18 protein-coding genes are annotated in these 25,223 nt (G+C 46.6%); 10 read left to right on the top strand and 8 right to left on the bottom strand.

The window, feature by feature from the left end; all coding sequences use genetic code 11:
• The first annotated feature begins 64 nt into the window (after nt 1-64).
• Entirely contained in the window at nt 65-2,689 is a 2,625-nt protein-coding gene (locus C4F40_RS09365; RefSeq protein ID WP_196939057.1) for a TonB-dependent receptor, read from the top strand.
• A gap of 80 nt (nt 2,690-2,769) precedes the next feature.
• Here the strand turns inward: C4F40_RS09365 and C4F40_RS09360 are convergent, their stop codons facing one another.
• Nucleotides 2,770-3,384, bottom strand: a complete 615-nt coding sequence (locus tag C4F40_RS09360; protein ID WP_196939056.1) for an NAD(P)H-dependent oxidoreductase — start codon at nt 3,382-3,384, stop codon at nt 2,770-2,772.
• 98 nt (nt 3,385-3,482) lie between these two features.
• Between C4F40_RS09360 and C4F40_RS09355 the strand changes: the two genes are divergently transcribed.
• Nucleotides 3,483-4,406 (top strand): LysR family transcriptional regulator, encoded by a 924-nt coding sequence (locus C4F40_RS09355; protein ID WP_196939055.1) that lies wholly within the window; start codon nt 3,483-3,485, stop codon nt 4,404-4,406.
• Between the two features lie 84 nt (nt 4,407-4,490).
• Here the strand turns inward: C4F40_RS09355 and C4F40_RS09350 are convergent, their stop codons facing one another.
• The 5 genes from C4F40_RS09350 to C4F40_RS09330 all read right to left on the bottom strand — a co-directional run bounded on the left by C4F40_RS09350 (nt 4,491) and on the right by C4F40_RS09330 (nt 9,469).
• A complete protein-coding gene (locus tag C4F40_RS09350; RefSeq protein WP_196939054.1) occupies nt 4,491-5,102 on the bottom strand; it encodes a response regulator transcription factor in 612 nt (203 codons plus the stop codon).
• Nucleotide 5,103: 1 nt separating this feature from the next.
• Nucleotides 5,104-6,807, bottom strand: coding sequence for a tetratricopeptide repeat-containing sensor histidine kinase (locus C4F40_RS09345; RefSeq protein WP_196939053.1), 1,704 nt, complete (start codon nt 6,805-6,807; stop codon nt 5,104-5,106).
• A 373-nt stretch (nt 6,808-7,180) separates the two neighbouring features.
• Nucleotides 7,181-7,792 (bottom strand): hypothetical protein, encoded by a 612-nt coding sequence (locus C4F40_RS09340; RefSeq protein ID WP_196939052.1) that lies wholly within the window; start codon nt 7,790-7,792, stop codon nt 7,181-7,183.
• 21 nt (nt 7,793-7,813) lie between these two features.
• Complete coding sequence (locus C4F40_RS09335) at nt 7,814-8,785, bottom strand: TolB family protein (protein ID WP_196939051.1); 972 nt, start codon at nt 8,783-8,785, stop codon at nt 7,814-7,816.
• 27 nt (nt 8,786-8,812) lie between these two features.
• The gene (locus tag C4F40_RS09330; protein WP_196939050.1) at nt 8,813-9,469 is read right to left on the bottom strand and encodes a hypothetical protein; all 657 of its coding nucleotides are present in this window, start codon (nt 9,467-9,469) and stop codon (nt 8,813-8,815) included.
• Nucleotides 9,470-9,636: 167 nt separating this feature from the next.
• On the opposite strand from C4F40_RS09330, the gene C4F40_RS09325 reads away from it, so the two are divergent.
• From C4F40_RS09325 to C4F40_RS09310, 4 genes are all read left to right on the top strand, one after another.
• Nucleotides 9,637-12,621 carry a ligand-binding sensor domain-containing protein gene (locus tag C4F40_RS09325; RefSeq protein WP_196939049.1) on the top strand — a complete coding sequence of 995 codons (2,985 nt, stop codon included), beginning with the start codon at nt 9,637-9,639 and terminating at the stop codon, nt 12,619-12,621.
• Nucleotides 12,622-12,690: 69 nt separating this feature from the next.
• The gene (locus C4F40_RS09320; RefSeq protein WP_196939048.1) at nt 12,691-13,311 is read left to right on the top strand and encodes a response regulator transcription factor; all 621 of its coding nucleotides are present in this window, start codon (nt 12,691-12,693) and stop codon (nt 13,309-13,311) included.
• A 74-nt stretch (nt 13,312-13,385) separates the two neighbouring features.
• Complete coding sequence (locus tag C4F40_RS09315; RefSeq protein ID WP_196939047.1) at nt 13,386-18,704, top strand: BspA family leucine-rich repeat surface protein; 5,319 nt, start codon at nt 13,386-13,388, stop codon at nt 18,702-18,704.
• A 25-nt stretch (nt 18,705-18,729) separates the two neighbouring features.
• On the top strand, nt 18,730-19,620 hold the full coding sequence (locus tag C4F40_RS09310) for a PorP/SprF family type IX secretion system membrane protein (RefSeq protein ID WP_196939046.1): 891 nt from the start codon (nt 18,730-18,732) through the stop codon (nt 19,618-19,620).
• Nucleotides 19,621-19,967: 347 nt separating this feature from the next.
• On the opposite strand, the gene C4F40_RS09305 is transcribed toward C4F40_RS09310, so the two are convergent.
• A complete protein-coding gene (locus tag C4F40_RS09305) occupies nt 19,968-20,597 on the bottom strand; it encodes a nitroreductase family protein (protein WP_196939045.1) in 630 nt (209 codons plus the stop codon).
• Nucleotides 20,598-20,705: 108 nt separating this feature from the next.
• Between C4F40_RS09305 and C4F40_RS09300 the strand changes: the two genes are divergently transcribed.
• Nucleotides 20,706-21,107, top strand: coding sequence for a winged helix-turn-helix transcriptional regulator (locus tag C4F40_RS09300; protein ID WP_196939044.1), 402 nt, complete (start codon nt 20,706-20,708; stop codon nt 21,105-21,107).
• 54 nt (nt 21,108-21,161) lie between these two features.
• Here the strand turns inward: C4F40_RS09300 and C4F40_RS09295 are convergent, their stop codons facing one another.
• On the bottom strand, nt 21,162-21,917 hold the full coding sequence (locus tag C4F40_RS09295; protein ID WP_196939043.1) for an MBL fold metallo-hydrolase: 756 nt from the start codon (nt 21,915-21,917) through the stop codon (nt 21,162-21,164).
• Nucleotides 21,918-22,332: 415 nt separating this feature from the next.
• Between C4F40_RS09295 and C4F40_RS09290 the strand changes: the two genes are divergently transcribed.
• The 3 genes from C4F40_RS09290 to C4F40_RS09280 are packed head-to-tail and all read left to right on the top strand — an operon-like array spanning nt 22,333 to nt 25,170.
• Complete coding sequence (locus tag C4F40_RS09290; protein WP_196939042.1) at nt 22,333-23,190, top strand: COG1470 family protein; 858 nt, start codon at nt 22,333-22,335, stop codon at nt 23,188-23,190.
• Between the two features lie 8 nt (nt 23,191-23,198).
• Entirely contained in the window at nt 23,199-24,227 is a 1,029-nt protein-coding gene (locus tag C4F40_RS09285) for an ABC transporter ATP-binding protein (RefSeq protein WP_231389978.1), read from the top strand.
• Entirely contained in the window at nt 24,166-25,170 is a 1,005-nt protein-coding gene (locus C4F40_RS09280) for an ABC transporter permease (protein WP_196939041.1), read from the top strand. The genes C4F40_RS09285 and C4F40_RS09280 overlap by 62 nt, the downstream gene beginning before the upstream one ends.
• Nucleotides 25,171-25,223 lie beyond the last annotated feature (53 nt).

Raw genomic sequence — 25,223 nt, 5'->3', positions numbered from 1 at the left:
TCGCCAAACGTTGTGCCGGAAAAATGTATTAACAACTATTACGCTATTAATTCTATACAAACATATGCAAAGAATCATAAAACTCATTGGGATTATCCATCTCCTTTTCTTATTTACCATTATTACGCCACAAAATGGCTACAGCCAATCGGTTTCCGGCCAGCCACGTATCACGTTGTCGCTTAAAAATATATCTGCTGAGGGTCTGCTCCAAGCGATAGAGAAACAAACGGGTGTAAGTTTTTCCTATTTTTCTAACCAGTTTGATAATACAAAAAGGATCAATATCCAGGTCAGCGATAAGCCGCTGGTGGATGTGTTGGAAGACGAGCTGGGACTGGATCCGCAAAGCTACCGTATCGACGGCAGGCACATTAGCATCCGGGCGCAACCCCAGACGGCTGTCTTGCAGGGGCGCATCACTACACAGGAGGGCAGGCCGGCTTCGTACGTAACCGTCAGCGTTGTAAAGGGGAGATCTGCTATGTCTAACGAAGAGGGATATTATTCCATCGATCAGCTAGCTATCGGAACGCAGACCGTGCATGTTAAATTGTTGGGAGCGGATCTTCAACGTCATGAAATCCGTCTTAAAAATGGGGTAAATACGCAGAATTTCGCACTTTCTTCTTCGGCTCAACAACTGAGCGAGGTACTGGTGGTCGGAAATAAATACCAGATTTCGTCCAAGAAGGAAAGTGAAAGTGTAGCACGTACCGAAATACCCTATTTACAGAATCCGCAGGTATACAGTGTAATTGATAAGGAGCTGATCAAGGAACAGATGGCGGTATCATTGGACGAGGCTTTTCGTAATGTACCGGGTGCTGCTCCTTCAAAGACCGGTGCCGGTATGCCTGCATTCTTTTCACGTGGGTTTCAAACTTCAGAAAATTTCCGAAATGGTATGGCAACTTATCTCCGGACGGGAATAGATCTTGCCAATGTGGAGCGTGTCGAAGCGATCAAAGGGCCAAGTTCTACTTTTTTTGGTGCACAGATGACTTCCTTTGGTGGGATAATCAATTATGTGACCAAGAAACCTCTGGATAAATTCACCGGTGAGGTCGGCTATACCGTAGGTAGCTGGAATTTGAACCGTTTAGCGGCCGATGTCAATATACCTCTTACGCAGAATAACGACCTGCTCTTCAGGTTCAATGCTGCCCGTCAACAGGAAAATTCCTTTCAATACCAGGGAGGGAATACATCTATGATCTTTGCACCGAGTATCTTTTACCGCGTAAACGATAAACTGGAGCTAACGTTGGATGCCGATTTTTCCAGTAACAAGGGGATTACGCCTGCTGGCTGGTTTATATCGAATAGCCTGGATCAAACAAGTTTCAAGGATCTTAACCTTTCCTATCGCGAATCGTTGAACGATAATTCGCTAGTTAGCCAGCAGCAATCAAGTAACATATTCCTGCAGGCAAACTATAAAATATCAGATCAGTGGACATCGGAAACTAAATATGCCTGGGGAAACGGCGCCTATGACGACCTGTACATTTTTGATATGATATGGTACAAAACAGATTCGGTAGACCGGATCCTGCGTGCCTTTACCGACGAAACTACAGCACGGCACAACTTTCAACAAAATGTAAAAGGGAATTTTAAAATCGGTAATGTACTTAATCGGCCCGTTATTGGCGTAGATTGGGTCGGCAATTTTAGATACACGCGTTACGACGGACTGGGCTACGGCGCAAAGGTATTTCAATCGGTAGATCTGAACCACATTGCAGATGCTCCGCCGATCCGTATCGAACAGGTAAATACCATTCTAGCTGGTAGAAATACAGGTTTCAACCAGACCAGTCAGGATACCTACGGAGCTTACATTGCCGACGTCATCTCCCTGTCAAACCAGTTACATATTTCATTGGGTCTTCGGTTTGACCACTTTGTAAATGGAGGAACCTATAATACACAGACCCGGGTAACTACAGGCGAATATACGCAGAATACGCTCTCTCCTCGTTTGGGATTCTCCTGGGAGGTACTTCCCGAGAAGATATCCGTTTTCGGAAATTATATAAACGGATTTAAAAATATAGGTAACCAGATCCAGCCGGATCAGAGTGTATCGGTCTTCAAAGCACAGCTTGCAAACCAACTGGAGGGCGGTACGAAGATCGCCTTAGGAACGAAATTGAATGCAACGCTAACCTATTATAATATTGAAGTGTCCAATAGTGTGATGAACCGATTGGTCGATAACATGAACTTCTATTTTCAGGAAGGGAAGCAAAAAAGTGAAGGTTTTGAAGTTGAATTGATGAGTAATCCGCTAGCGGGTTTAAATATACTGGGTAGCTACGGTTACAATCATAACCGGTTCGTGAAGGCCAATGCCAACGTAGAAGGGAAACGCGCACTCGGTACACCCGAACATGTGGTCAACCTGTGGGCGACGTATGCTTTACTCAATGGCCCGCTTAAGGGTTTGGGAGTAGGTAGTGGTTTCAGCTATGTTTCGGATTCTTTCCTGGATGCATCAAATAATTTCGTGTTGAACGGCTATAATCTGTTGGATGCGACACTTTATTACAATCATCCCAAATTCCGGGTGAGCGTAAAAGGGAACAATCTACTCGATGTGCAATACTGGGTTAGTGACGGCTACTATGCCCGCCCCCAAAGACCGGCTAATTTCTTGGCTAGTCTGGCTTATCGATTCTAAAGTATAACATACAATATAAGGGCAAAGGCCAGTTGTGGACAACTGGCCTTTGCCTATGTTTGGCTGGCTCTATTTTTTCTTTATACCGCTTCCTTTTCAACAGTAAGTACCGTATTCGCAACGTGCTCCATATACGCTTGGCGGTAATTTGCAATACGTTCTTCTGTCGCATTCTTTTCGACGTCATGAAAATGAAAGCCCGGTATGCGGTCCATACCTGTAAATTGATTCATCTTATGGAAGCCAAACAATACACCATCGTCGACCGAATGCTGTTCGAAGAATTCACCAGGTAAAGTAAATGCGGTATCCGGAGCGTTCCACGACGTGGTAACCATATACCGTTTGCCGTGCATCAAACCACCGGTACCGTAGTTGATTGCCGGATTTTTGCGGCTTCTGCCGTCACTGGCATACATTCCATTCTGATGCCCCGCCGTAAACACCTCGTCGATGTATTGCTTCAGCCTGTAGGGCACCTGAAACCACCAGATCGGCGTATGGTAGATAATGATGTCGGCCCATTTAAAGTTCTCTACTTCGGCAAAGGCATTATAGTCATCATTGATGTTCGTGGTGCGGTATGCAACCTGGTTTTTGTCCAGAACCGTTTGCGTCCATTCGGTAACGCTGTTGTTAAATAGACCGCCCGAGTGGGCGAATGTCTGTCCGGCATTGATGATAAATATATTCATGTCGCTAGTGTTTTTTTATTGTCTATACAAAGTTCCTGTATATTTATATATATTTAAAATAACTTAAATTGTATATTTGTATCATAATACTGATAGTTATGCGATGGAATCTAGAATGGTTACGCACCTTTAGGGCGATATATGATACCGGTACATTATCTGCTGCGGCGCAGGAGCTGTTTATTTCCCAACCGGGCGTGAGCCTTCATTTGAGCTCGTTGGAAGCTTTTACGGGAGATAAACTGTTTGATCGCTCGGCGCGGCGTATGGTACCCACCGAGAAGGGAAAGATGTTGTACAATTGTGTACTGGAGCCGCTAAAAAAGATGGAAGCAGCAGAACAGCATTTTCATAAACGGACACTGCCCGACCGCGCTACCATTAGTGTGGGGATGTGTTTCGAAACGTTTCAATATACGTTGGAAGAACACATCAACGAACTACCCTTCAACCTGATCATCAAATTTGGAGAATATCCACAGATGCAGCAGGACCTCGATAATGGGTTGCTCGATCTGATCGTGACGCCGCAAAAAGGAACCCAGCAAAATCTGGAATACCGGCCATTTTCGAAGGAACGGATCGTGCTTATTGCGGGGAGTAATACCAACACAGCAGAGATTGAAAAGCTGTTGAAGGCAAATGATCTGAAAAACGTGGTACAACTGTTGAAAAGGGAGCTGTGGTACAGCACGGCGGCAGATATGGAACACCTGAAAAAATTCTGGATCAAGAATTTTGGACAACATCCGGATTTCAGCCCCAATTATATCGTCCCGAATATTAGCTCGATCATCCGTTGCCTTAGCGACTGCGTCGGATTTTCCGTGGTGCCTGATTTCCTGTGTTGCGAAGCCATCGCCGAGGGTAAGGTAAAACTGCTGTGGGAAGGCAACACGCCGCTGGAGAATACCCTGTATTTCGGTACCCGGAAAAAGACCATGTATCAACCAGAGATAGAACGTTTGGAGCAGCTCTTCCAACAACACTTTCATGATCCATTGCATCAGCAACAGGCATGAAGTTCTTGATGGCCTTTGAGAAATAGACCCTTTCAGAAAAAAGTGGGAATGGATGAAGGGAGCGCATCATCCAGGTACGGCGAGCTAGATAAACTTCATCTCGGTGGCTTTATGGATCAGGGAGGCCGAATTGGCCACGCCAAATTTTTGCAGCAGGTTGCGGCGATGGCTTTCGACAGTCAGGGGGCTGATAAACATCAGTTCGCCTATTTTGGGGGTGGTATGCCCCTGCGCCATCAAAACCAGTACTTCACGTTCCCGCTGACTCACAGTCGGTATATTATCCTGCTTGCTCGTTAAGATAAACCTCATCTCCTTGCTCAGCACCTGCTCGCCCTGCATCACGGCCTCTATGCCTTCGATCAGTTCATCCGCGGAGACATTCTTGAGCAGGTAGCCCATTGCACCGGCCTTTAACATCCGGAGGGCAATGCTGCCTTCGTTTAAATTGCTGATTGCAATGACCTGCGTATGGGGATATTCTTTTTTGATGATTGCGGTCGCATCGATACCATTCATATCGGGCATATTGATGTCGACAAGTACGACATCCACCGGTTCGACAGCCAGAAAATCGAATGCGTCTTTTGCATTGCTAAACGAACCGCGTAGCTCGATCGTCGACGTATTTTTTAAGATAAACTCGAAGCCATTCAACACCAGCGGATGGTCATCGATTATAATTACTGAGATCATATTACTCGGCTAACTTAAATTGAATATGAAACGAGGCGCCTTTTCCTATGGCGGTATCCACCTCGAGGTGTCCATTTAAAATTTCTACCCGGTTACGGATATTGGATAGTCCGATCCCTTCCCGCTTCGTTTCTTCCCCATGTGGATCAAATCCCTTGCCATTATCTTCTACGGAAATGTAAAAATGTCCATCGCCCTCAGAGCACTGCACCCAGATCTGAGACGCATCGCTATGCTTGACGGCATTGGTCAGCAGTTCCTGCACAATCCGATATACAGCTATTAAAAATGATTGGTCGTAATCTGTCCGCAGATTGGCGGCTTGAAAATCGATCTGCGTCTGCGGTTGTGCCATCGCGTTGCACAGATCCTGTAAAGAGGCTTCCAGGCCCATGTACAACAAAGACTCGGGCATCATATTACGGGCTATTCGCCGTAGTTCGTTGACCGAATGGTCCATTTGGTTGATAATCGTATATAAATCCATCGATGATGCTGTTTGTGGCTGTGCCTTCGCTTCTCTGTTGGCAACAGCCGATAATTTGAGCTTCACGCCGGCCAGCATACCGCCCAGACCGTCGTGCAGGTCGCGGGCAATACGGCTACGCTCCCGTTCCTGCCCTTGCAGCATGGCATTAAAGAGTTTTAACTTCTCCTGCTGCTTACTGTTTTTAATTTCCTCCTGAAGCAGGCGTTCTTTCTGCGCCGCTAGTCGCTTTCTGTTTTTTAATGCGGTGTACCACATGTAACTGAGCATGGCGAGTAGAACCGTTGTAAGCAGAAAGATACCTGCAAACAGGCGTGTGCGCTGGATCGCGAGCTGTTGCTGTTGATTGGCTGCTTTTACCCGTAGCAGCTCGTTTTCCTTCTCGGCGGTCTGGTATTTCTTTTCCAATTCGAGTGTGAGGGCTTCGCCCTTATCGGTGAGCAGCGTGTCGACAATAAGTTTATGTTCTTTATACCACTTCGCAGCTTCCTCGTGTTTGCCTAGTTGTGATGCGGTATGGGCAAGATTATAGTACACCATCTGCTTGTTCTTTAGCGAAGCTTGTTGCTGCACATAGGGCAGTACCTCGCGCAGTTTGGCCATGGCCTTTGCGGGTTGGTTACGTGTCTGGAAGGCCTCGAACTGGCTGAAAAGAATGGATGCTGCCATATCGTTATTGTGCTGCTCTTTGGCGCCGGCCAGTGCTTTTTCAAAATGGAAGTTTGCGAGATCGAAATTTCGCTGCGTTTCCCAATAGCTTCCTGCTACGTTATGATAGATCGGAAGGTAAGAAGAGGTGGGGATAGACTTCACCGTGTTGTCGGCACTGTCTAGCAAGCTACGCGCATAGCTGTACTGCTTGCTGAATAAGGCATTGCGGGCAGCATTGACAAATAGGGTAAGCCGTTGTTCTTCGGCCCCCGCTCTTCCTTTGAGCAGATCCAGGGCATTCTGGTAATAGGTGTTTGCTTTATCGTACTCTTCCAGGTTCATGAGTGCCATCGCCACATTCTGGTAGTTATTGCCCATGAGTGTCGAGTCTCCGATCTGTCTGGCCATGGGGATTACTTTCTCCAGCAGTACCTGTACATATTCATGGGCTTTGCCTTCCCGTTGCACTAGGGCGCCATAGCTCCCCCAAAGACGGGCGCGGTACCGGGTGGCCGAAACGCTATTTTTTGCAGGTATATCTTTGCGGAGCAAGCTGTCGGCCTGCATGTACTGTTGCTTCGACGTTGTGGGGTCGATATCGAAATGAATCGCTGCCCGATAGAAATGCAGTAACCCCTGATAATAGTTGGTGCTGCTCTTATCCCCCAGTTGCTTTTCACTTTCAGCGACGTATTGCCGTGCTTTTTCCGCGTCGTAGTCCGACCAGAAGAAGCTCAGGTCCAATAGCGCTAAGGCCTTTTCTTCCCGATCGTCGATGTGCTGCAGTTGCCGGTAAAGGCTGTCGCCATAGTGCTGCAGCTCCTCTTTGGTCTGAGCGAAGAGCTGCGTTATGGATAGCAGTACAGAAGCGATAAGGATCCCCAGTTTATACATTATTGCGTTTATTGATTCATGCTGAAATTACAGATTAATTTGCAGACTAACAATCCGGCACCATACCCATGGTGACACCCGACGGGCTCCAGATGGGTACCAAGCGCATCTGGCAGCCTTCGCCATTGTCGTTATCATCGGTTGTACGGTGGGTATCAAATGTGAGATCCAAGGCCGATCCCTTCGGAAAAGGGCCGTTTGCTTCCTTAAAGCTGACGCGCATGCGCATTGTCGTCATTTCTCTCTTCATGGTGCCCTCGAATGCCATCTCTTGCTGTGCATTGTCGATCGCGCCCGTAATCTTTTCGTCGGTGATGCGGAAGAAAATATTCGGATCTGTGGTGTCCATACGGTATGTGGAATGGTCGTATTTGCCGCGCACTTTGAAATTCATTTCTCCAAGCTCACCAAAATCGGCCATAAATACGATGGAAACGGAGTCTGCCGTTGCTTCGATCAACGCCACCCGACCTTCACCGTTCCAGGTGTAATTCTCGACCCCATCTTGGGAACGGATGCCTATGGCCGTGCCTTTGTAGGGTTTGCCTCCAAATACCTCGTTGAAATTTTGGTTGGCATCCTGTCCGTCGTCATCCTTCGTACAGCCCGATAGCAGCAGGAGGCATGCGATTACAAGTGATAAATGTATCGTTTTCATATCGCTTAATTTTGATGATAACTAGCGCCAGATCATCTGGCCGCCTGCGGTTTCAATCTTGTTTTTACCTTTTACAAAAACCGGGATCACATCGGGCGAGTTTGGCGCAATCGGATCCACGTTATATTCTTTCCCGTCGTTAGGGATGATCTTTAAGGACCACATCCAGCCAAATGGACCCGTTTGCCTGTACTCGGTGCCGACCAATAGGTATTTCCCATCGGGCGAAAACTCGGGCACAGATTCTTTAAAATTACTGGTGGTAACCTGTTTGAGGTTCGAGCCATCCATGTCCATGGTGTACACATGGTTGGCAATGCGCACAGCAAGTTGGTTGCCTGCTGGATTAACGGCTAAGTCGCCCCAGTCTTCATACGTCATTTCTTTTAACAATTTTCCCGAGGTATAGGGTGGATCTAGACGAATGATATAATTGTTGTGCACAATTAGCAGTGCATTGCCGGGTAGCCATAAGCGCTGGTCGTTGAAACCCAGCTCTTCGCCGTTGATATCGTGGATACGCCCGACAAACTCCCCATTTCGCTTCAGGATGGTGATACCATCTTCCTGATCGTTCGAAAGGACGAGAATATGGCTGTTATCGTACGATAGATAGCCTTTGGAATAGGCACTTAGCGCTGGGCTACGGTAAATGAATTCCTCCACAATGCTGCCGTTCGAAATATCGCTGAGGGTAAAGCGGATGGGGTAATCGCCCAAGGTCTGCTCGTTCACGACAGTAAGCTTGTATTTGCCATCCCGGGAAACATCAAAATTATTGAGTTTTGAATCGTCGGGAATAAAAGCCGAACCCACCCCCTCGGGCAGACTCACTTTAAGGATTCCCTCGGTTGCCCAATCGTAATAGATGGTTCCTTTTACAGCAGATGGATAGCCATTGTTGCCACCATCAGGGCCGCCGTCATTGTCTTTTGAGCAGGCGGATAGCAGCATAAGAAATACCGCTATTAGTGATAAGTTTGTCTTTTTCATCGTTTCTGATTTTATATGTTTGTTCACTTAAGGGTGGCATACCGGAACCCGTATTAGGTCGACACCGCCGCTATACAGGTTGAATACCGGGCGTGTCTCCCATACCACGTTGGTACATCCATTCGCATTCCCGGGGGCATCGCTTCCCGAACGTTTTAACGTCATTTCGGTACTGAGGATCGACGCTGCTGGTATGTTACCGTCTGCGGTCAGATACTTCATCCGTACGGTTAGGATGGTGCCATCATCAGCAAGATACCCATCCCAGGTAAATTCCTTGTCGCCCGCAGCAACGGTCCCTTCCATTTTACCGTTTTCTTTGATGGAAAATGTGCTGCCGTCAAAGGTCGCGCGCCAATTTTTTCCTTGCTGTTTTCCAGGTATACCGAGCGTAAAGCCATCGCCATCGGGTAGATTAACGATTAGCGCTACCGTGACACTATCTCCAGCTATTTTGTCCACACTTAAGGAGGAGGTGCCGGATAAAGAAGGTAATGCATCACTCCCTCCAACGTATAGGGTAGACTTCGCGTCGCCCAGATAAGCCTCGTCTTTCATGGCGCTGATAAAATCCTTTCGGTCCGGATCTCCGTCATTAGCCGTGTCCTTGCCGCAACTTAGCTGTAAGCATAGTGCGAACAACAGTAGGCTTGCGCTAGATAAATGGATCAATAGTCTCTTCATACGTGCATATTTATCTTTACTATAACAAAGTTAACCGCTATATGCTTACCGGGCAATCCACGAAAACAGGGATTTTGTTTGACAGCTTAAACTTAAAGACATGTTTGGCGTCCCCAGATTATATCAACATAACCTTTAGTAGTTTTTTATTACTTTTACGCCTGCCGATGAAAAAACTGCTGTTTCTTATTGCCTTGTTAATACACACTTGCGCTGCATTGTCGCAAGAGACCGATTTTATTTTTCGTGACCTGCGGATGCCCGAACGTTTGAAAAACCGGATTATTACGGATGTAGAAAGGGATCGTGCGGGGCTCCTGTGGTTATCCACAAACAGTGGTTTGTGTCGATATGATGGTAACGAAGTAATTTTCTTCAATAATAAAAGCCATCCTGATATCCCCAACAGCAAGATCAAATCCATTTTTGCGGATGCAGAAGATAATATGTGGATTGGTACGGAAAATGGTCTGACACGTTTTGACCTCCAGAATTGGAAAACTGTTGAAATAAAACATGCTGTCGCGAATGACCTGAAGGCACTGGGCCTCAATATCGAGAGCATCGGAGAGGGACGAAATGGCAATATCTACGTCGGTTCGCTAGATGGTAAACTTTATATTGTACAGAAGGATAGCTTAAATATGATATTTGATATCAATAAGGACTTTCCGGATTTATATACTATGCCTGCTATTGCCTCTGTACAAGAACCTTATCCAGGTGAGCTTTGGCTACGCACGGAGATCGGTAAGATGATAAGGATACGGATCAAAGATGGATCTTTCGCACCTCCGGAGTATTTCGGTCTTCCAGAATTTGACCAGGCCGACATCCGTGAGGTCTATTTTCACAGCACGGGCAAGTGCCTGTTGAATATCACAGGGCATGGCCTCTATCTGTTTGATACCCGGAGCGGAGCTTTTGAAAAGATTCCAGCATTTGAACGGAATAAATTGGGAACGGATGGTATTGTATTCTTATCTGCCTACAAAGAAAATGAAGTGCTAATTTTTACCAATCAGCCCGGTATCGGTAAAGAACACATGTTCATTTACAATTTTGCAACGAATACAACGAGCACGAAGCGTGTCGCGTACCCAGAAAACCTTAAGGATAGTCATATTGAATGGTTTAAGAATCCGGGTAACACGTTGCTCATGGCATTTAATAACCACGTTTTGGAATTGGTGCCCCGAAAGAATATGTTCAAAAGCATGCTTAACGATGCGGCGGCTATCAATAGCATTCGCGGCGTGTATAAACATGACGACGGCAAACTGTATATCGGCTCGTATAAGGATAGGTTTATATCTTTTGATGAAAAGACAGGGGAGAAGGAGGTGCTCGGTAAACCCTTTGTGTATAGTATACTGCCCTGGAACAAAGATACCTTGTTGCTGGGGACCGAAGGTGATGGTCTGTACTGGTACGAGATGACGAAAAAGCGGCTCTCTCCAATTAAACTCCTCCCGCGCAATAAGCGTGACAGGCCGGCGGCGAAGTACATAACGACGCTAACGCGTGCAGCGCGAAATACCGTGTGGGTGGGCACGTATGCCGGCTTAATTTTGGTCGATCCGTACATGGAAACGTACGAGCCGGTGCGACAGCGTAGGCTGGAACAGGCCAAAATACTGAGTGTGGTGGAAGTGGGCAATGACATCTGGATAGGAACGCCGAGCGGATTATTGATATGGAATAAAAGCACAAATACGCTGAAATCGGATAGGAATATTGATCCGGTCTATTGCATTACACCCGTGGGGAATACCCTCTGGGTAGGAACGCATGGTAGCGGTATACGGATATTGGATCAGGAAGGAGGGGTGTTGCAGACGCTGGCCAATGCAGACGGGTTAGCGGATGATATTGTGTATAGCATTATGACCAATGGAAGGCAGGTGGTCGCTGCTACGCACAATGGACTGAGTATAGTAGACGAAACAAGTAAATATATACGCAACTACTCGCGCTTGGATCAGCTCCCGGCCAATGAATTCAACCACGCAGCCGCTTATCAGCGTGATAATGTCGTTTATTTGGGCACCGTAAACGGATTGCTGCGATACGATATGGACTTAGTGAATACGCCCCGGGAAAGGAGCGCCCCCCATGCTATGCCGCTTTATGTGACGAGTTTGACAACCGAACACGTAAAGACGGGGGTGCAGCGGAGGTACACTTTTCCGTATGAAACCGACAGCCGCCTGGTAATTGAACCGGGTACACGCTATTTTACCATCGGATTTGGAGGACAGAGCGAGCTGGCAGAGGACATGCAGTTTTTCTATCGCCTAAAGGAACAATCGGAATGGCTGCCCCTGGGGAATAAACAGGAAATTACTTTTGTTGAAATGCCCCCAGGGAATTATAATCTTCAACTTACCTCCCGTTTTCCCGATGGCCAATTTACAGATTCGGAATTACTTGTCCAGTTGGTTGTCAAACCTACGTTTTATCAAACCATATGGTTTAAAGGGATACTGGTATTGATTTTAGGAGCGATTATCTGGGCTATCTTTCGATATAGGGAATATACCTTACACAAGGAAAGACGCCTGCGGATCAGTATTGCGAGCGATCTACACGATGAGGTAGGTAGTTCGCTTACCCGTATCTATTACCAAGCCGATAACTTAACGCTGAACGGGCGCAGTGCAACTGAAGGGCACCTGAAACTACGGCAGATTGCCGATACCAGTAGGCATGCCCTGTCGACCATGAGTGATATGGTATGGTCTATCGATTCGCGCTTCGACACCGTGAAAGACCTGGTATTTCGCATGAAAGATTATGTGTATAAGCTACGGGAGGAGTGTGGATTTAGCTATCGTTTAAACGTCAAAGGAGCCTACGAAACGTTGACGGTATCACAGATCGTGCGGCAAAATCTTTTTCTAATTTTTAAAGAGGCGATAACAAATGTCATCAAGTACGGCGATGGTTCGGAAGTTATGATCGAACTCCTTTTCGATGATTCGATCTGTCTAACAATACGAAATAACTATACCGATCAAGGGAATAAGTTAACCTATGGCCAAGGCGGGCGTGGTGTGGAGAACATGAGGCTTCGGGCAGAAAAAATGAACGCGCAGCTCACTGTTATCGATGAGCAGGGTACGTTCAGATTGGTTGTTCACATCCGTTAAGGAAGCCCGTAAGGGATACTACCCCAAAGAGGGATATACGGGATGGACGTTATACATTACTTTTAGCATATGATAAGGCTTGGCATAATAGAAGACGACGAACAGATACGTGCTGCATTGCTCAATTTTTTTAATGAACAGCAAGGATTTGAATGTTTGGTGGTGGCAGATTCGGTGGAACGGTTTATGGCGCAATGGGAAGACCATTTATTTTTGGATGTGGTCTTGTCGGATATTGGTCTGCCCGGAGAATCCGGGATTAGAGGGATTTCTCGGATAAAAAAGAAATCGCCTAAGTGCCAGGTGATTATGCTTACGGTATATGACGATGCTAAACGGGTATTCCAAGCGCTGTGCAATGGGGCATCAGGGTACCTATTGAAACAGACGCCCTTACAGAAAATTAAAGAATCTGTTATTTCGCTTTATGATGGCGGCGCACCGATGTCTCCCGGTATCGCACGTCTGGTCGTCGAGTACTTTAACCCGAAAAATAGCCAGGATGCGGCCGAGAATCTAACTCCCCGTGAAGAGCAAATTGTGGCGGCGATTGAAGAGGGGCTGACGAACAAGGAGGTAGCTATTCGTCTGGATATTGCGCTTGAAACAGTAAAATACCATATCAAGAACATCTATAAAAAATTGGAAGTTAATAGCCGGCATGGACTAATCAGCCGAAAATACAAGTAGGCTGTTTTTTTAACGGCTACCCCCCCAAAAGAGGGGTGAAATGAAACCGTTAAAAATTGTCTTTTTGTACCGTTATGAAAAGATACCTACCCAACTTTTTAACTAGATTGACCTCGCTGTCGGTTAAACAATTTCTTTTTCGGTTATCCATCCTGCTTGCTCTTATTTGTGCGCACGATGCGCACGTATTGGCACAGGCTTATCCTGCTGGTGCATTTGTAACCACTTGGAGAACAACTTCAGCCAACGAAAGTATTCTTATTCCCATAAATTCGCAGGTGTCTGGTTATAACTACACGGTAAATTGGGGAGACGGAAGTACAGCTACCGCTCATACAGGTAATGCGACACATACCTACACGACCCCCGGCGTACATACCGTTTCGATTACGGGAAGTTTTCCAGCTATTCAGTTTGCGAGTGGAAGTAGTAGTAGTACGAATGATGCTAAATTATTAACGATAGCGCAATGGGGTACGCAGGTGTGGACTACTATGGATAGGGCCTTTCGAGGATGTGTTAATCTGACCACAGAATCGGATACGGATGCGCCGGTATTTGCCCCGAATATGAGATTGGATCAAATGTTTATAGAATGTAGCTCCTTCGATTCGGATCTGAACGATTGGGATGTGTCCCGGGTGGTCGATATGAACAATATGTTCACGCAAACGACTTCGTTTAACCACAGTCTGACAAACTGGGATGTATCTAACGTAACAAATATGTATGCTATGTTTAATAGAGCCATTGCTTTTAACCAACCTATTGGAAATTGGAATGTGGCAAATGTGACGAATATGGTTTGTTTATTTAGCGGTGCTTCGGCTTTTAATCAACCGCTCGCCAATTGGAATGTGTCGAATGTGGTTTCAATGATAGAAATGTTCGATGGTGCGGCCGCATTTAACCAGCCTATTGGGAATTGGAATGTATCAAAGGTAATGGATATGAGGTCGATGTTTCGGAATGCTTCGGCTTTTAACCACTCTCTCGAAAATTGGAATGTATCGAACGTAACCGGTATGGAGGCGATGTTTCTAGGTGCGTCTGCTTTTGATCAAAATCTTGGTGGCTGGGATCTTGCGAAAATGACGTACGTCGACGATATGCTGAATGATTTGATATATGGAGGTCTCAAGGATATGCTGAATGGCTCCGGATTATCGCAACAAAATTACGATGCTACATTGGAGGGTTGGGCTGCTGCTGGAGGTTTCAAAGCTGGTATGCCGTTGGGCGCATCAGGGTTAAAATATTGTACGGGAAAAGATGCCCGACAAAAATTAATAACAGACTATGGCTGGACCATTGTCGGAGATGCGGAATTCTGTGCCAATACAGCTCCCGTTTCAATCGGTGTTGTATTACCTGCAAATGGTTACTATAAAGGTGGAGATGTATTGCGCTTTGGTGTAAAGTTTAACGAAATCGTCACAGTGTCCACCTTCGCATATACGCCTAGTTTGACGGTCGTAATCGGTGATACAGAGGTACATGCCTCGTATGTTGACGGATCTGGTTCGGACGAAATATTTTTTAGCTACACCGTTGCGCCGGGCGAACAGGACATGGACGGTATCGTATTACATAACACGATCCGCAATAGTCTGGCTATCACAGATGCGGCAGGGAATGAGGCGGAGACACTATTAAATAATATACCTAGTACGGAAAATATACGCGTTAATACATCGGTTCCTTCTGTCGTACTTTCGACGTCTGCAATTTCGCCTGTCTCCGGGCCGTTCACGGTAACGGCGACGTTTAGTGAGGCGGTAACAGGGTTTGTAATAGGCGATATAACCGTAGATAATGGAGTGCCGAGCGACTTAAAAACAAGCGACAATATTACATACACGTTTACAGTGGCTCCTACCGCAGGTGGATTCGTACATGTTTCTATACCGAATGATGCAGTGGTTAATATTGGTAATAATGGTAATAGTGGTTCTGACTTACTTAGTGTGCAGTACGCAACAACTATCACTGGTGTAACCTTTGCTGATGCATCATTTGTCTACGATGGTACAGCGAAATCACTGGCAATTGCGGGTACGCTTCCGCCGGGCACAACAGTGCGCTACGAAGACAACAGCCGTACAGATGCGGGTACACAGGAGGTAACGGCAACGATCAGTGGTGGTAATTATAACGACCTGATCTTAACTGCTGATCTGACCATTACCAGAGCAGATATTGCCGATGTGGCGGATATTACATTTGCTGATGCATCGTTTGTCTACGACGGTACAGCGAAGTCACTGGCAATTGCAGGTACGCTACCGGCAGGCACAACAGTGCGCTACGCGAACAACAGCCGCACGGATGTGGGCACACAGCAGGTAACGGCAACGGTATCCGGTGCCAATTACAATGACCTGATCTTAACCGCTGACCTGACCATCACCAAAGCAGATATTGCCGATGTGTCGGACATTGCGTTTGCTGACGCGTCGTTTGTCTACGATGGTACAGCGAAGTCACTGGCAATCGCAGGTACGCTTCCGGTGGGTACAACAGTGCGCTACGCGAACAACAGCCGTACAGATGCGGGCACACAGGAGGTAACGGCTACGGTCAGTGGCAGTAATTATAACGACCTGTTCTTAACCGCTGATCTGACCATCACCAGAGCAGATATTGCCGATGTGTCGGATATTACATTTGCTGATGCATCGTTTGTTTACGACGGTACAGCGAAGTCACTCGCAATCGCAGGTACGCTTCCGGCAGGCACAACAGTGCGCTACGCGAACAACAGCCGTACAGATGCGGGTACACAGGAGGTTACTGCAACGGTATCAGGTGCGAATTATAACGACCTGATCTTAACTGCTGACCTGACCATCACCAAAGCGGATATCGCCGATGTGTCGGATATTACATTTGTTGATGCATCGTTCGTATACGATGGTACAGCGAAGTCACTGGCAATCGCAGGTACGCTTCCGGTGGGTACAACAGTGCGCTACGCGAACAACAGCCGTACAGATGCGGGTACACAGGAGGTTACGGCAACGGTATCAGGTGCGAATTATAACGACCTGGTTTTAACCGCTGACCTGACCATCACCAAAGCAGATATCGCCGATGTGTCGGATATTACGTTTACTGACGCGTCGTTTGTCTACGATGGTACAGCGAAGTTACTGGCGATCGCGGGTACGCTTCCATCAGGCACCACAGTGCGCTACGAAAACAACAGCCGTACAGATGCGGGTACACAGGAGGTAACGGCAACGGTTAGTGGCAGTAATTATAACGACCTGATCTTAACCGCTGACCTGACCATCACCAAAGCAGATATTGCCGATGTGTCGGATATCACGTTTACTGACGCATCGTTTGTCTACGATGGTACAGCGAAGTCACTGGCAATCGCAGGTACACTACCAACAGGCACAACAGTGCGCTACGCGAACAACAGCCGTACAGATGCGGGCACACAGGAGGTAACGGCAACAGTTAGTGGCAGTAATTATAACGACCTGATCTTAACTGCTGATCTGACCATTACCAGAGCAGATATTGCCGATGTGGCGAATATTACATTTGCTGATGCATCGTTTGTCTACGACGGTACAGCGAAGTCACTGGCAATCGCAGGTACGCTTCCTGTGGGTACAACAGTTGGATACGCGAACAACAGCCGCACAGATGCGGGTACACAGGAGGTAACGGCTACGGTCAGTGGCAGCAATTATAACGACCTGATCTTAACCGCTGATCTGACCATCACCAAAGCAGATATTGCCGATGTGTCGGATATTACATTTGCTGACGCATCGTTTGTTTACGACGGTACAGCGAAGTCACTGGCAATCGCGGGTACGCTTCCTGTGGGTACAACAGTTGGCTACGCGAACAACAGCCGCACAGATGCGGGTACACAAGTGGTAACGGCTACGGTCAGTGGCAGCAATTATAACGACCTGATCTTAACCGCTGACCTGACCATCACCAAAGCAGATATTGCCGATGTGTCGGATATTACATTTGCTGACGCGTCGTTTGTCTACGATGGTACAGCGAAGTCACTGGCAATCGCAGGTACGCTTCCGGTGGGTACAACAGTGCGCTACGCGAACAACAGCCGTACAGATGCGGGCACACAGGAGGTAACGGCTACGGTCAGTGGCAGTAATTATAACGACCTGATCTTAACCGCTGATCTGACCATCACCAGAGCAGATATTGCCGATGTGTCGGATATTACATTTGCTGATGCATCGTTTGTTTACGACGGTACAGCGAAGTCACTGGCGATCGCGGGTACGCTTCCATCAGGCACCACAGTGAGCTACGAAAACAACAGCCGCACAGATGCGGGTACACAAGTGGTAACGGCTACGGTCAGTGGTAGCAATTATAACGACCTGATCTTAACCGCTGACCTGACCATCACCAGAGCAGATATCGCCGATGTGTCGGATATTACATTTGCTGACGCATCGTTTGTTTACGACGGTACAGCGAAGTCACTGGCAATCGCAGGTACGCTTCCGGTGGGTACAACAGTGCGCTACGCGAACAACAGCCGTACAGATGCGGGTACACAGGAGGTAGCGGCAACGGTATCAGGTGCGAATTATAACGACCTGATCTTAACCGCTGACCTGACCGTTACCAGAGCGGCTATAACAGGTATAACATTGGAAGACGAAATTTTTGTGTATGATGGAACGGGAAAATCAATCGAAATTCAAGGTAATCTTCCGACTGGACTTGTCGTGAATTACACAAATAATGTGCAGACAAATGCAGGGATTTACCAGGTGACGGCAACTATTGAACCATCACAGAATTATGAAGGCATCGCGTTAGCTGCGGTCTTGGAGATCAAGAAAGCGGCACAGCAAATTAGCTTTACATCACCCGGGCCGCTGTTAAGAAATGCAGGCGATGTTGACCTAGATGTCAGTGCAAATAGCAATTTACCTGTCACGCTTACCGTGGATGATAATTTCATCGCAACCGTAACCGGTACCACACTGCACGTTCATCGTCTCGGGACGGTAACCGTTACGGCTATCCAAGATGGTAATGCCAACTATGAAGCTGCAGACCCCGTTACGGTGGAGATAAAAGTAGTCGCGGATCCAGGTGCAAAACTTCCTATCCGTGTACATCAAGCGGTATCACCGAATGGGGATGGTATCAATGAATTTTTAATGATCGAAGGGATCGGCGATTATCCGGATAATAAAATTACCATTTTTGACAAGTCGGGAAAAGTATTAGATGTGATAGAAAGCTACAATAATCGCGACCGTGTCTTTACCGGAGCGTATCAAATCGATGCGACGTATTATTATTACCTCGATGTTATGGTTAACGGAGAGGTAAAAAGAGAAAAAGGATTTTTCGTAATTAGAAGACAAACGAACTAGCGCATTAATGGACAATTTGTATAACATGAAAAAAAATATCATACTACCTATGATGATACTATGTGGGTTAGTGGCTTGCTTACAGAGCCACGCCCAACATGGTGTTGCATACAATCAATTCGGACAGCTTCGGAATGCCTTTAACAATTCGTTAAGCACGATGGATAGCAGAGGCAGTGTTTCTATATTGGGTAGGAGTCAGTGGATGGGCGTGGATGGCGCGCCAAAATCGCTGTGGGCAACAGGTAATGTAGGGTTTGAAAAGATTGGCGGATCAGTGGGTGTGGATATTAAACATGCTACATTAGGTGTTGTTAAGGAGACGGAATTCGCCGCCTATTTTGCAAAATCAGTGCGGCTCTCGGATAACGAGTTTTTGAGCCTTTCCATGGGTGGAGGTTTTCTTCACTTCTCAGGGGATTATAGTCAGTTGGATGATCAAGATCCGTCCTTTAGTCAGAACATTCGTGAAACGGATGCGATATTAAGTATAAGTACCTCCTATTATAGCCCAGAGCGGTATTATGTCGGCGTTTCCATGCCACGTTTTTCCTTACTGCGGGAAGATAATCAAGATTATGAGTTTTCGAGAATTTACTACATCACCGGAGGTGCAATTTTTAAGCTGGATGACATGTTCCATATCAGACCTTCGTTCTTGGTGGGTCATATGCAAAGCCAGCCTGCGCGATACGACATCAACGCCATGGTATTTATGGCAAAGAAAATAGGTATAGGACTGGGCGTTCAAAACCAAGGCGATATTTCGGCGATGATGCAACTGAATTTCGGTAACTTCGGTGTGGGATACAGTTACCAACTTAGTCCGAAAAGTAGCACATTGAACCAGCGGATATCAACCAATACACACGAAATCGGACTGCGATACCGAGTAGGCGGTATTGGACTGTTATAGGGGACAAGAAGTGTTAACAGTATTATTGAAGTGAATAACTAACTATAAGGCTGTCTAAAAAGCACACCATCGTCGTCATTGCGAACCGGAGGGACGATGGTGACCGCGAAGCAGCTCCGAAGGAATTTTTCTCTATCAGGGCTGTGTATGGGGTTGTGGGGCTGATAAAAAGCAATCTGACGATGTTAAAACGCAGATTATTCATTCGAGTTTACCTTCAATGGTAATCATGAGCTCACTGCGTTCGGTTGCTTCGTCATTCTTCCTCGCAATGACGCGTTTTTCTTGTAAGTAGCGACCTTTTTGGATACCTTCTGATAAAGACAACGTAACTCGATGCGACTGATTTACCCTACCAGCGGTGCAAATTCTTCGACGTCCAATCGTACTTTCGGAAGGGATGCCAGCCAATCGCCTGCTTCGTCGCGATAGCCCAATGATAGTAGGACAACACTTCGTAAGCCTTTCTCCGTTAAACCAAGGATACGATCCACCTGTGCGGGATCAAAACCCTCCATAGGAGTAGTATCCACTTTTTCGTCGGCGGCTGCAATCAACGCAGTACCTAATGCGATATACGTCTGCCGCGCTGCCCAAGTGAAGTTATCTTCCGCCGGACGGGCTAGTAAAAAAGATTCCAGTTTGTTTTTGAAATCCGTCAATTGCTCCAGTGGCATAGACCGTATAGCGGCTGTACGCGCCATATAATCATCGATCATCGCTTGGTCGATATTGGCGTATGCGGCGAATACCAAGAGGTGAGAGGCTTCGGCGATCTGTGTATTGAATGAACCCTCCCCAAGTTGTTGGCGCAGCTCTTTGTTTTCAACCACGATTACCCGGTAAGGCTGTATGCCCACCGAAGATGCGCTTAGGTTCGTCGCTTCTAGGATCCGGCGTATTTTGTCGTCTTCGACCCGTCGGTCGCTATACTTCTTCACAGCGTAACGCCATGATAAGGTGTCTTGTAAATTCATATGCTAATTATATATGTTAAACCGATACAAATATCCAACTATTTAGTTTACTTTTGTCATTAGGTGACAAAAAGTAATAGTAACATTGGAGTAACTAAGTGACATTTTATGGAAAATCAACAGGATAATGCGCCTTGCGTAGGCCATGATTTTAGTGCCTGCAGCAAACGGATTGCAGCGGTACACGATACGATGGATGTATTAAATGGGAAGTGGAAGATTGCCATTATCTCTTTACTGGGTTTTGGAACGCGGCGCTATTCCGAAATTCTGAAGGAGGTAGAAGGCATTTCGGGCAAGATGCTGAGCCGGGAGCTCAAGGATATGGAGCTAAACCTATTGGTGAAACGCACCGTCGTATCGGAGCAACCTATTGCCGTAGCGTATAGTTTGACGGATTACTGCGTAGACCTACTGCCCATTATCCATAGCCTCGCCGAATGGGGGACGAAGCACCGGCAGGTGATCGTGCAGCAGATTAAAGGCGAGCCCGTTTTGGAAATGGGATAGGGATGCTTTGATAAACCGGTAGCTCGCAAAAGCCGAGATGGCATAGGTAGATCGTTACAGCGCTAAGCGTAAACCATCATTTGCACGTGGTAATGCGACATTGTCCATATGCGCTATCATTTCTTCATCAAAGTGGGTGAGCATTATCTTTTTTGCGCTAAAACGATCGATATGTTTCGACAATTCCAGGTAATTGAGGTGACCATCTACTTCCGTATTGTAGAAACAGCATTCGCAGATAAATAAATCGGTGTCTGCAGCGATATCGACCAAACGCTCCGTCCAACTCGTATCGCCCGAATAGCCGATCGTTTTCTCTGCAGTATGTATACGTAAACCATGCGGTAGGCTTTCGGGCTTATGGGCCACTCGAATGGGGGTTACGGTAAGGTGGGACAACGCAACGTCTTCGCCGGCCTGAAACGAAATAAATTGCAGGTTCAGTTTGTCTAGTACTGCGGTGCCAGGGTAAAGCAGTTCAAGCAGTTGTTCGATTTTTTCTTCGCATCCCGGTGGACTGATAATCGTCAGTAGTTGGGTTCTTTTTTCTTTTGCGGCCTCCAATAATAAGTACGGTAAACCGCCGTAATGGTCGCCATGAAAATGCGAAATAATGATCGTATCAATGTCGGCCAGGGGTAAACCATTTTTCTTCAGTCCGGCCAGTGCCCCCGCACCGCAGTCGATTAAAAAGGCACCTGATGGCGATTGGACATGAAAACAGGTTTGGGCATTGCCCCCACTGGAAAAGGCATCGCCGCAACCGATCACGGTGAGCGTATGTGTCTTGGAATTTTCTTGACCTTGCATTCGAATAATTTTGTTTTTGGATGGACATGGTCGTTACATTGACGACAGATCCTTGTATCGGCGTACTGGCGCCTATTTATTAAAACAGCGTACAGCAGCGATTGTTTGGCATGACTGTATCGACCCCCAGCATTCCGCTATATTTGTTTTTTTTGTACATTCGATTATAATAATTAAACGTGGAGATTTTTGCCGTTATTCCCATAGATGTTTCCACGCAGTAGATATCTTTCAAATGAAATGAAAGAAGTTGTTAAGCGGTAGCTATTTTTATTTTTTTTAAAAAGACACTTGACTTTTTGAAATCGAATATTTTAATTTGTAACCGAAATTTTAAACTTAGCGACCGGTATATTTACCAGGCATTTTTTAAGACTATTATTCTATACATTATATAAATTTTAGTTATTGGATTATGTTAACACAATTACAATCTACACACGTACAACGTTTTACTTTTTTTGCGCTTTTTTTCGCGCTATTCTTTAGCTGCAGTCGTCAGGCTTATGCGCAGCAGCCCGCAACACAAAGCAATGCCAAATCTGCTTTCGAAGCACAGTTAATTAACATCGAAGCGGCTGCTAACGAACCTTTCCGGTATAATGCCACCCTACGGAATGCAGCCGGAGAAGCTACCCTGTACGACCTTGATGCCCAGTTGCCTGCGGGTTGGCAGATCAGCTACAGGGTACAGGGCAGTTTTGTGAAATCGATCCGCTTGGAAGCTGGGCAGATGCAAGATATCAGCATAGAGGTTAGCGCAACGCATTCTTCTAAACCGAATAAATATAACGTACCCGTGCGGGCTGTATCCAAGCAGGATACGCTAACGCTGAATCTCGAGGCGGTGGTAAAGGGTTCTTACAGTATTGAGATGACAACACCGACAGGTCTGTTGAGTGATGAAGTGGTGGCCGGAAGCAGTAAAGAAATACAGGTGGTGTTAAAGAATACCGGTACGCTGCCGCTCAATGATGTAGAGCTTACCTCACAGCTCCCGACCAAATGGGAAGCTGCCTTCGAGCCAGCCAACATCAAACAGATCGAACCGGGAAAAACCGTTGATGTAAAGATTAATCTTAAAGTGCCCGACAAGACGATTGCTGGCGACTATGTCGCGAAATTTACCGCGAAAAATCCAAATGGATCAGCAGAAGTGTCTTTCCGCGCCGTGGTGAAGACATCCATGCTTTCAGGCTGGATCGGTGTACTTATTATTTTAATTGCCATTGGGTTGGTCTATTATCTCATCCGGAAATACGGACGAAGATAGGAGGATGAATGATGAACGATTCGATAATACAATTATCCGGTCTGACGAAACGGTACGGGGCGCTGACGGCAGTCGATAACCTGAACCTGTCTATTGCGAAAGGCGAAATATTTGGCTTACTCGGGCCGAATGGCGCGGGAAAGACTACGAGCATATTAATGATGCTTGGCTTAACCGAACCTAACCACGGCACAGCTTACGTTTGTGGGCATAATGCTACGCGAAATCCCCTAGCCGTTAAGAAAAAAGTGGGCTATCTGCCAGACAGTGTAGGCTTCTACGACAACATGACCGCGCTCGAAAATTTAAGTTTTATTGCCCGCCTCAACGGCTTGTCGGAAACCGATGCGCAGACACGCTCGGTGGATATGTTGCAAACCGTGGGATTGGCACACGTAGCGCATAAGAAAACGGCAACCTACTCGCGGGGGATGAAACAGCGGCTGGGGCTTGCCGATGTATTGATTAAGCAACCCGATGTCATCATCCTGGATGAACCTACTCTGGGTATTGATCCGAGCGGTGTTAACGAATTTTTGTTGCTGATTAAACAGCTTAGTAGGGAACAAGGGTTAACGGTGCTGCTCTCCTCACACCATTTGCAGCAAGTGCAGCGCGTATGTGATCGGGTGGGCATATTTGTAGGGGGGAAGCTTTTGGTCGAGGGTAATATCCAAACACTCGCTAAGGACTTACTCAACAAAGAGGGGTATACGACTACGGTAATGCTGCAGAGTGCAGATGATTTAGTACTTCAAGCGGTTACGGCAGATCTGGAGCAATTGCCGGGCTTTCAAACGATGTCTGTTAAAGGCAGCGTGCTGGAGATCCAGACGACCGCTGATCTGACGCCGGATATCGTACGTACACTGGTAACACATCGTGCTGATATCATAGGCGTGCAGCGTAAAGAGTATAGCTTAGACGATATCTACGAGAAATATTTTCAAGAGAATAAAAATACACTTCATACCAATGAAAAATTTAACGGTTTCTTTCAAAGGTCTTTTTTCAAGAAACACAGAGACAGGATCTGACCCCCTTACGGTATTAATTAATAAAGAGGTGGCTGCCCATATCCGGAGCTGGCGTTTCATCGTATTGATTTTGCTGGTGCTATTAACATTTGTCGCCTCGACGTATGTGTCATCGGCTAACTTACGAAACGTGATTAATAATGCACAGGATCCGGATCAAGCTTTTTTATACTTAAAGCTATTGACCAATACCGATAATTCGGTGCCGGCATTCCATGTGTTTCTGAATTTTTTGGCCCCACTGCTCGGTATTGCCCTGGGTTTTGATGCCATTAACTCCGAACGGAATGGCGGAACGCTTACCCGTTTAATGGCGCAACCTATTTATAGGGACAACCTGTTAATTGCTAAATTTCTAGGGCCACTCATTATCGTGGGTACACTGCTGAGCGCTCTTATTCTATTCCTGATCGGTGGTGGTCTCATCGCAACGGGTGTGCGGATGGAGCCGCAGGAGTTTTTGCGGATTTTTGGATTTGTGATCCTAAGCGTGATCTACATCGGCTTTTGGCTTAGTCTTTCCATCTTGCTTTCCATCCGGTTTAAACAGGCCGCGACGTCTGCGCTCACCGCTATTGGTATTTGGTTGTTTTTTACGGTTTTTTTTCCGATCGTGATCAATCTGCTTGTACATGCTGTGCTACCCAATCCAAATTACCTGTCGGAAGCGCAGTTGATCAAATACAATGAGGTGATATTGAATCTACTGCGACTTTCTCCCGGGCAGCTTTATACCGATGCAACCACCACGCTGTTGACCCCTTCGGTCCGCAGTCTTGGCCCGGTATCAATGGAACAGATGATCGGAGCAATCCCCTCACCCCTTGGCGTTCGCGACAGTCTCCTGATCGTATGGCCACAACTAAGTGCACTTATTGCGGCGACGGTCGTATGCTTTGCGATTTCATACTATATCTTTATGCGAAAGGAAATACGGAGCTGATTGCAATTTTATGAAATTTTGGCTAGCTTTAACGGGAAATGATATGTAAACCT

The sequence above is a fragment of the Sphingobacterium pedocola genome (assembly GCF_015209965.1).
GTDB classification, from domain to species: domain Bacteria; phylum Bacteroidota; class Bacteroidia; order Sphingobacteriales; family Sphingobacteriaceae; genus Sphingobacterium; species Sphingobacterium pedocola.
The sequence above is the reverse complement of the archived record's forward strand: the minus strand, read 5'-3'. Positions and strand labels throughout refer to the sequence as shown.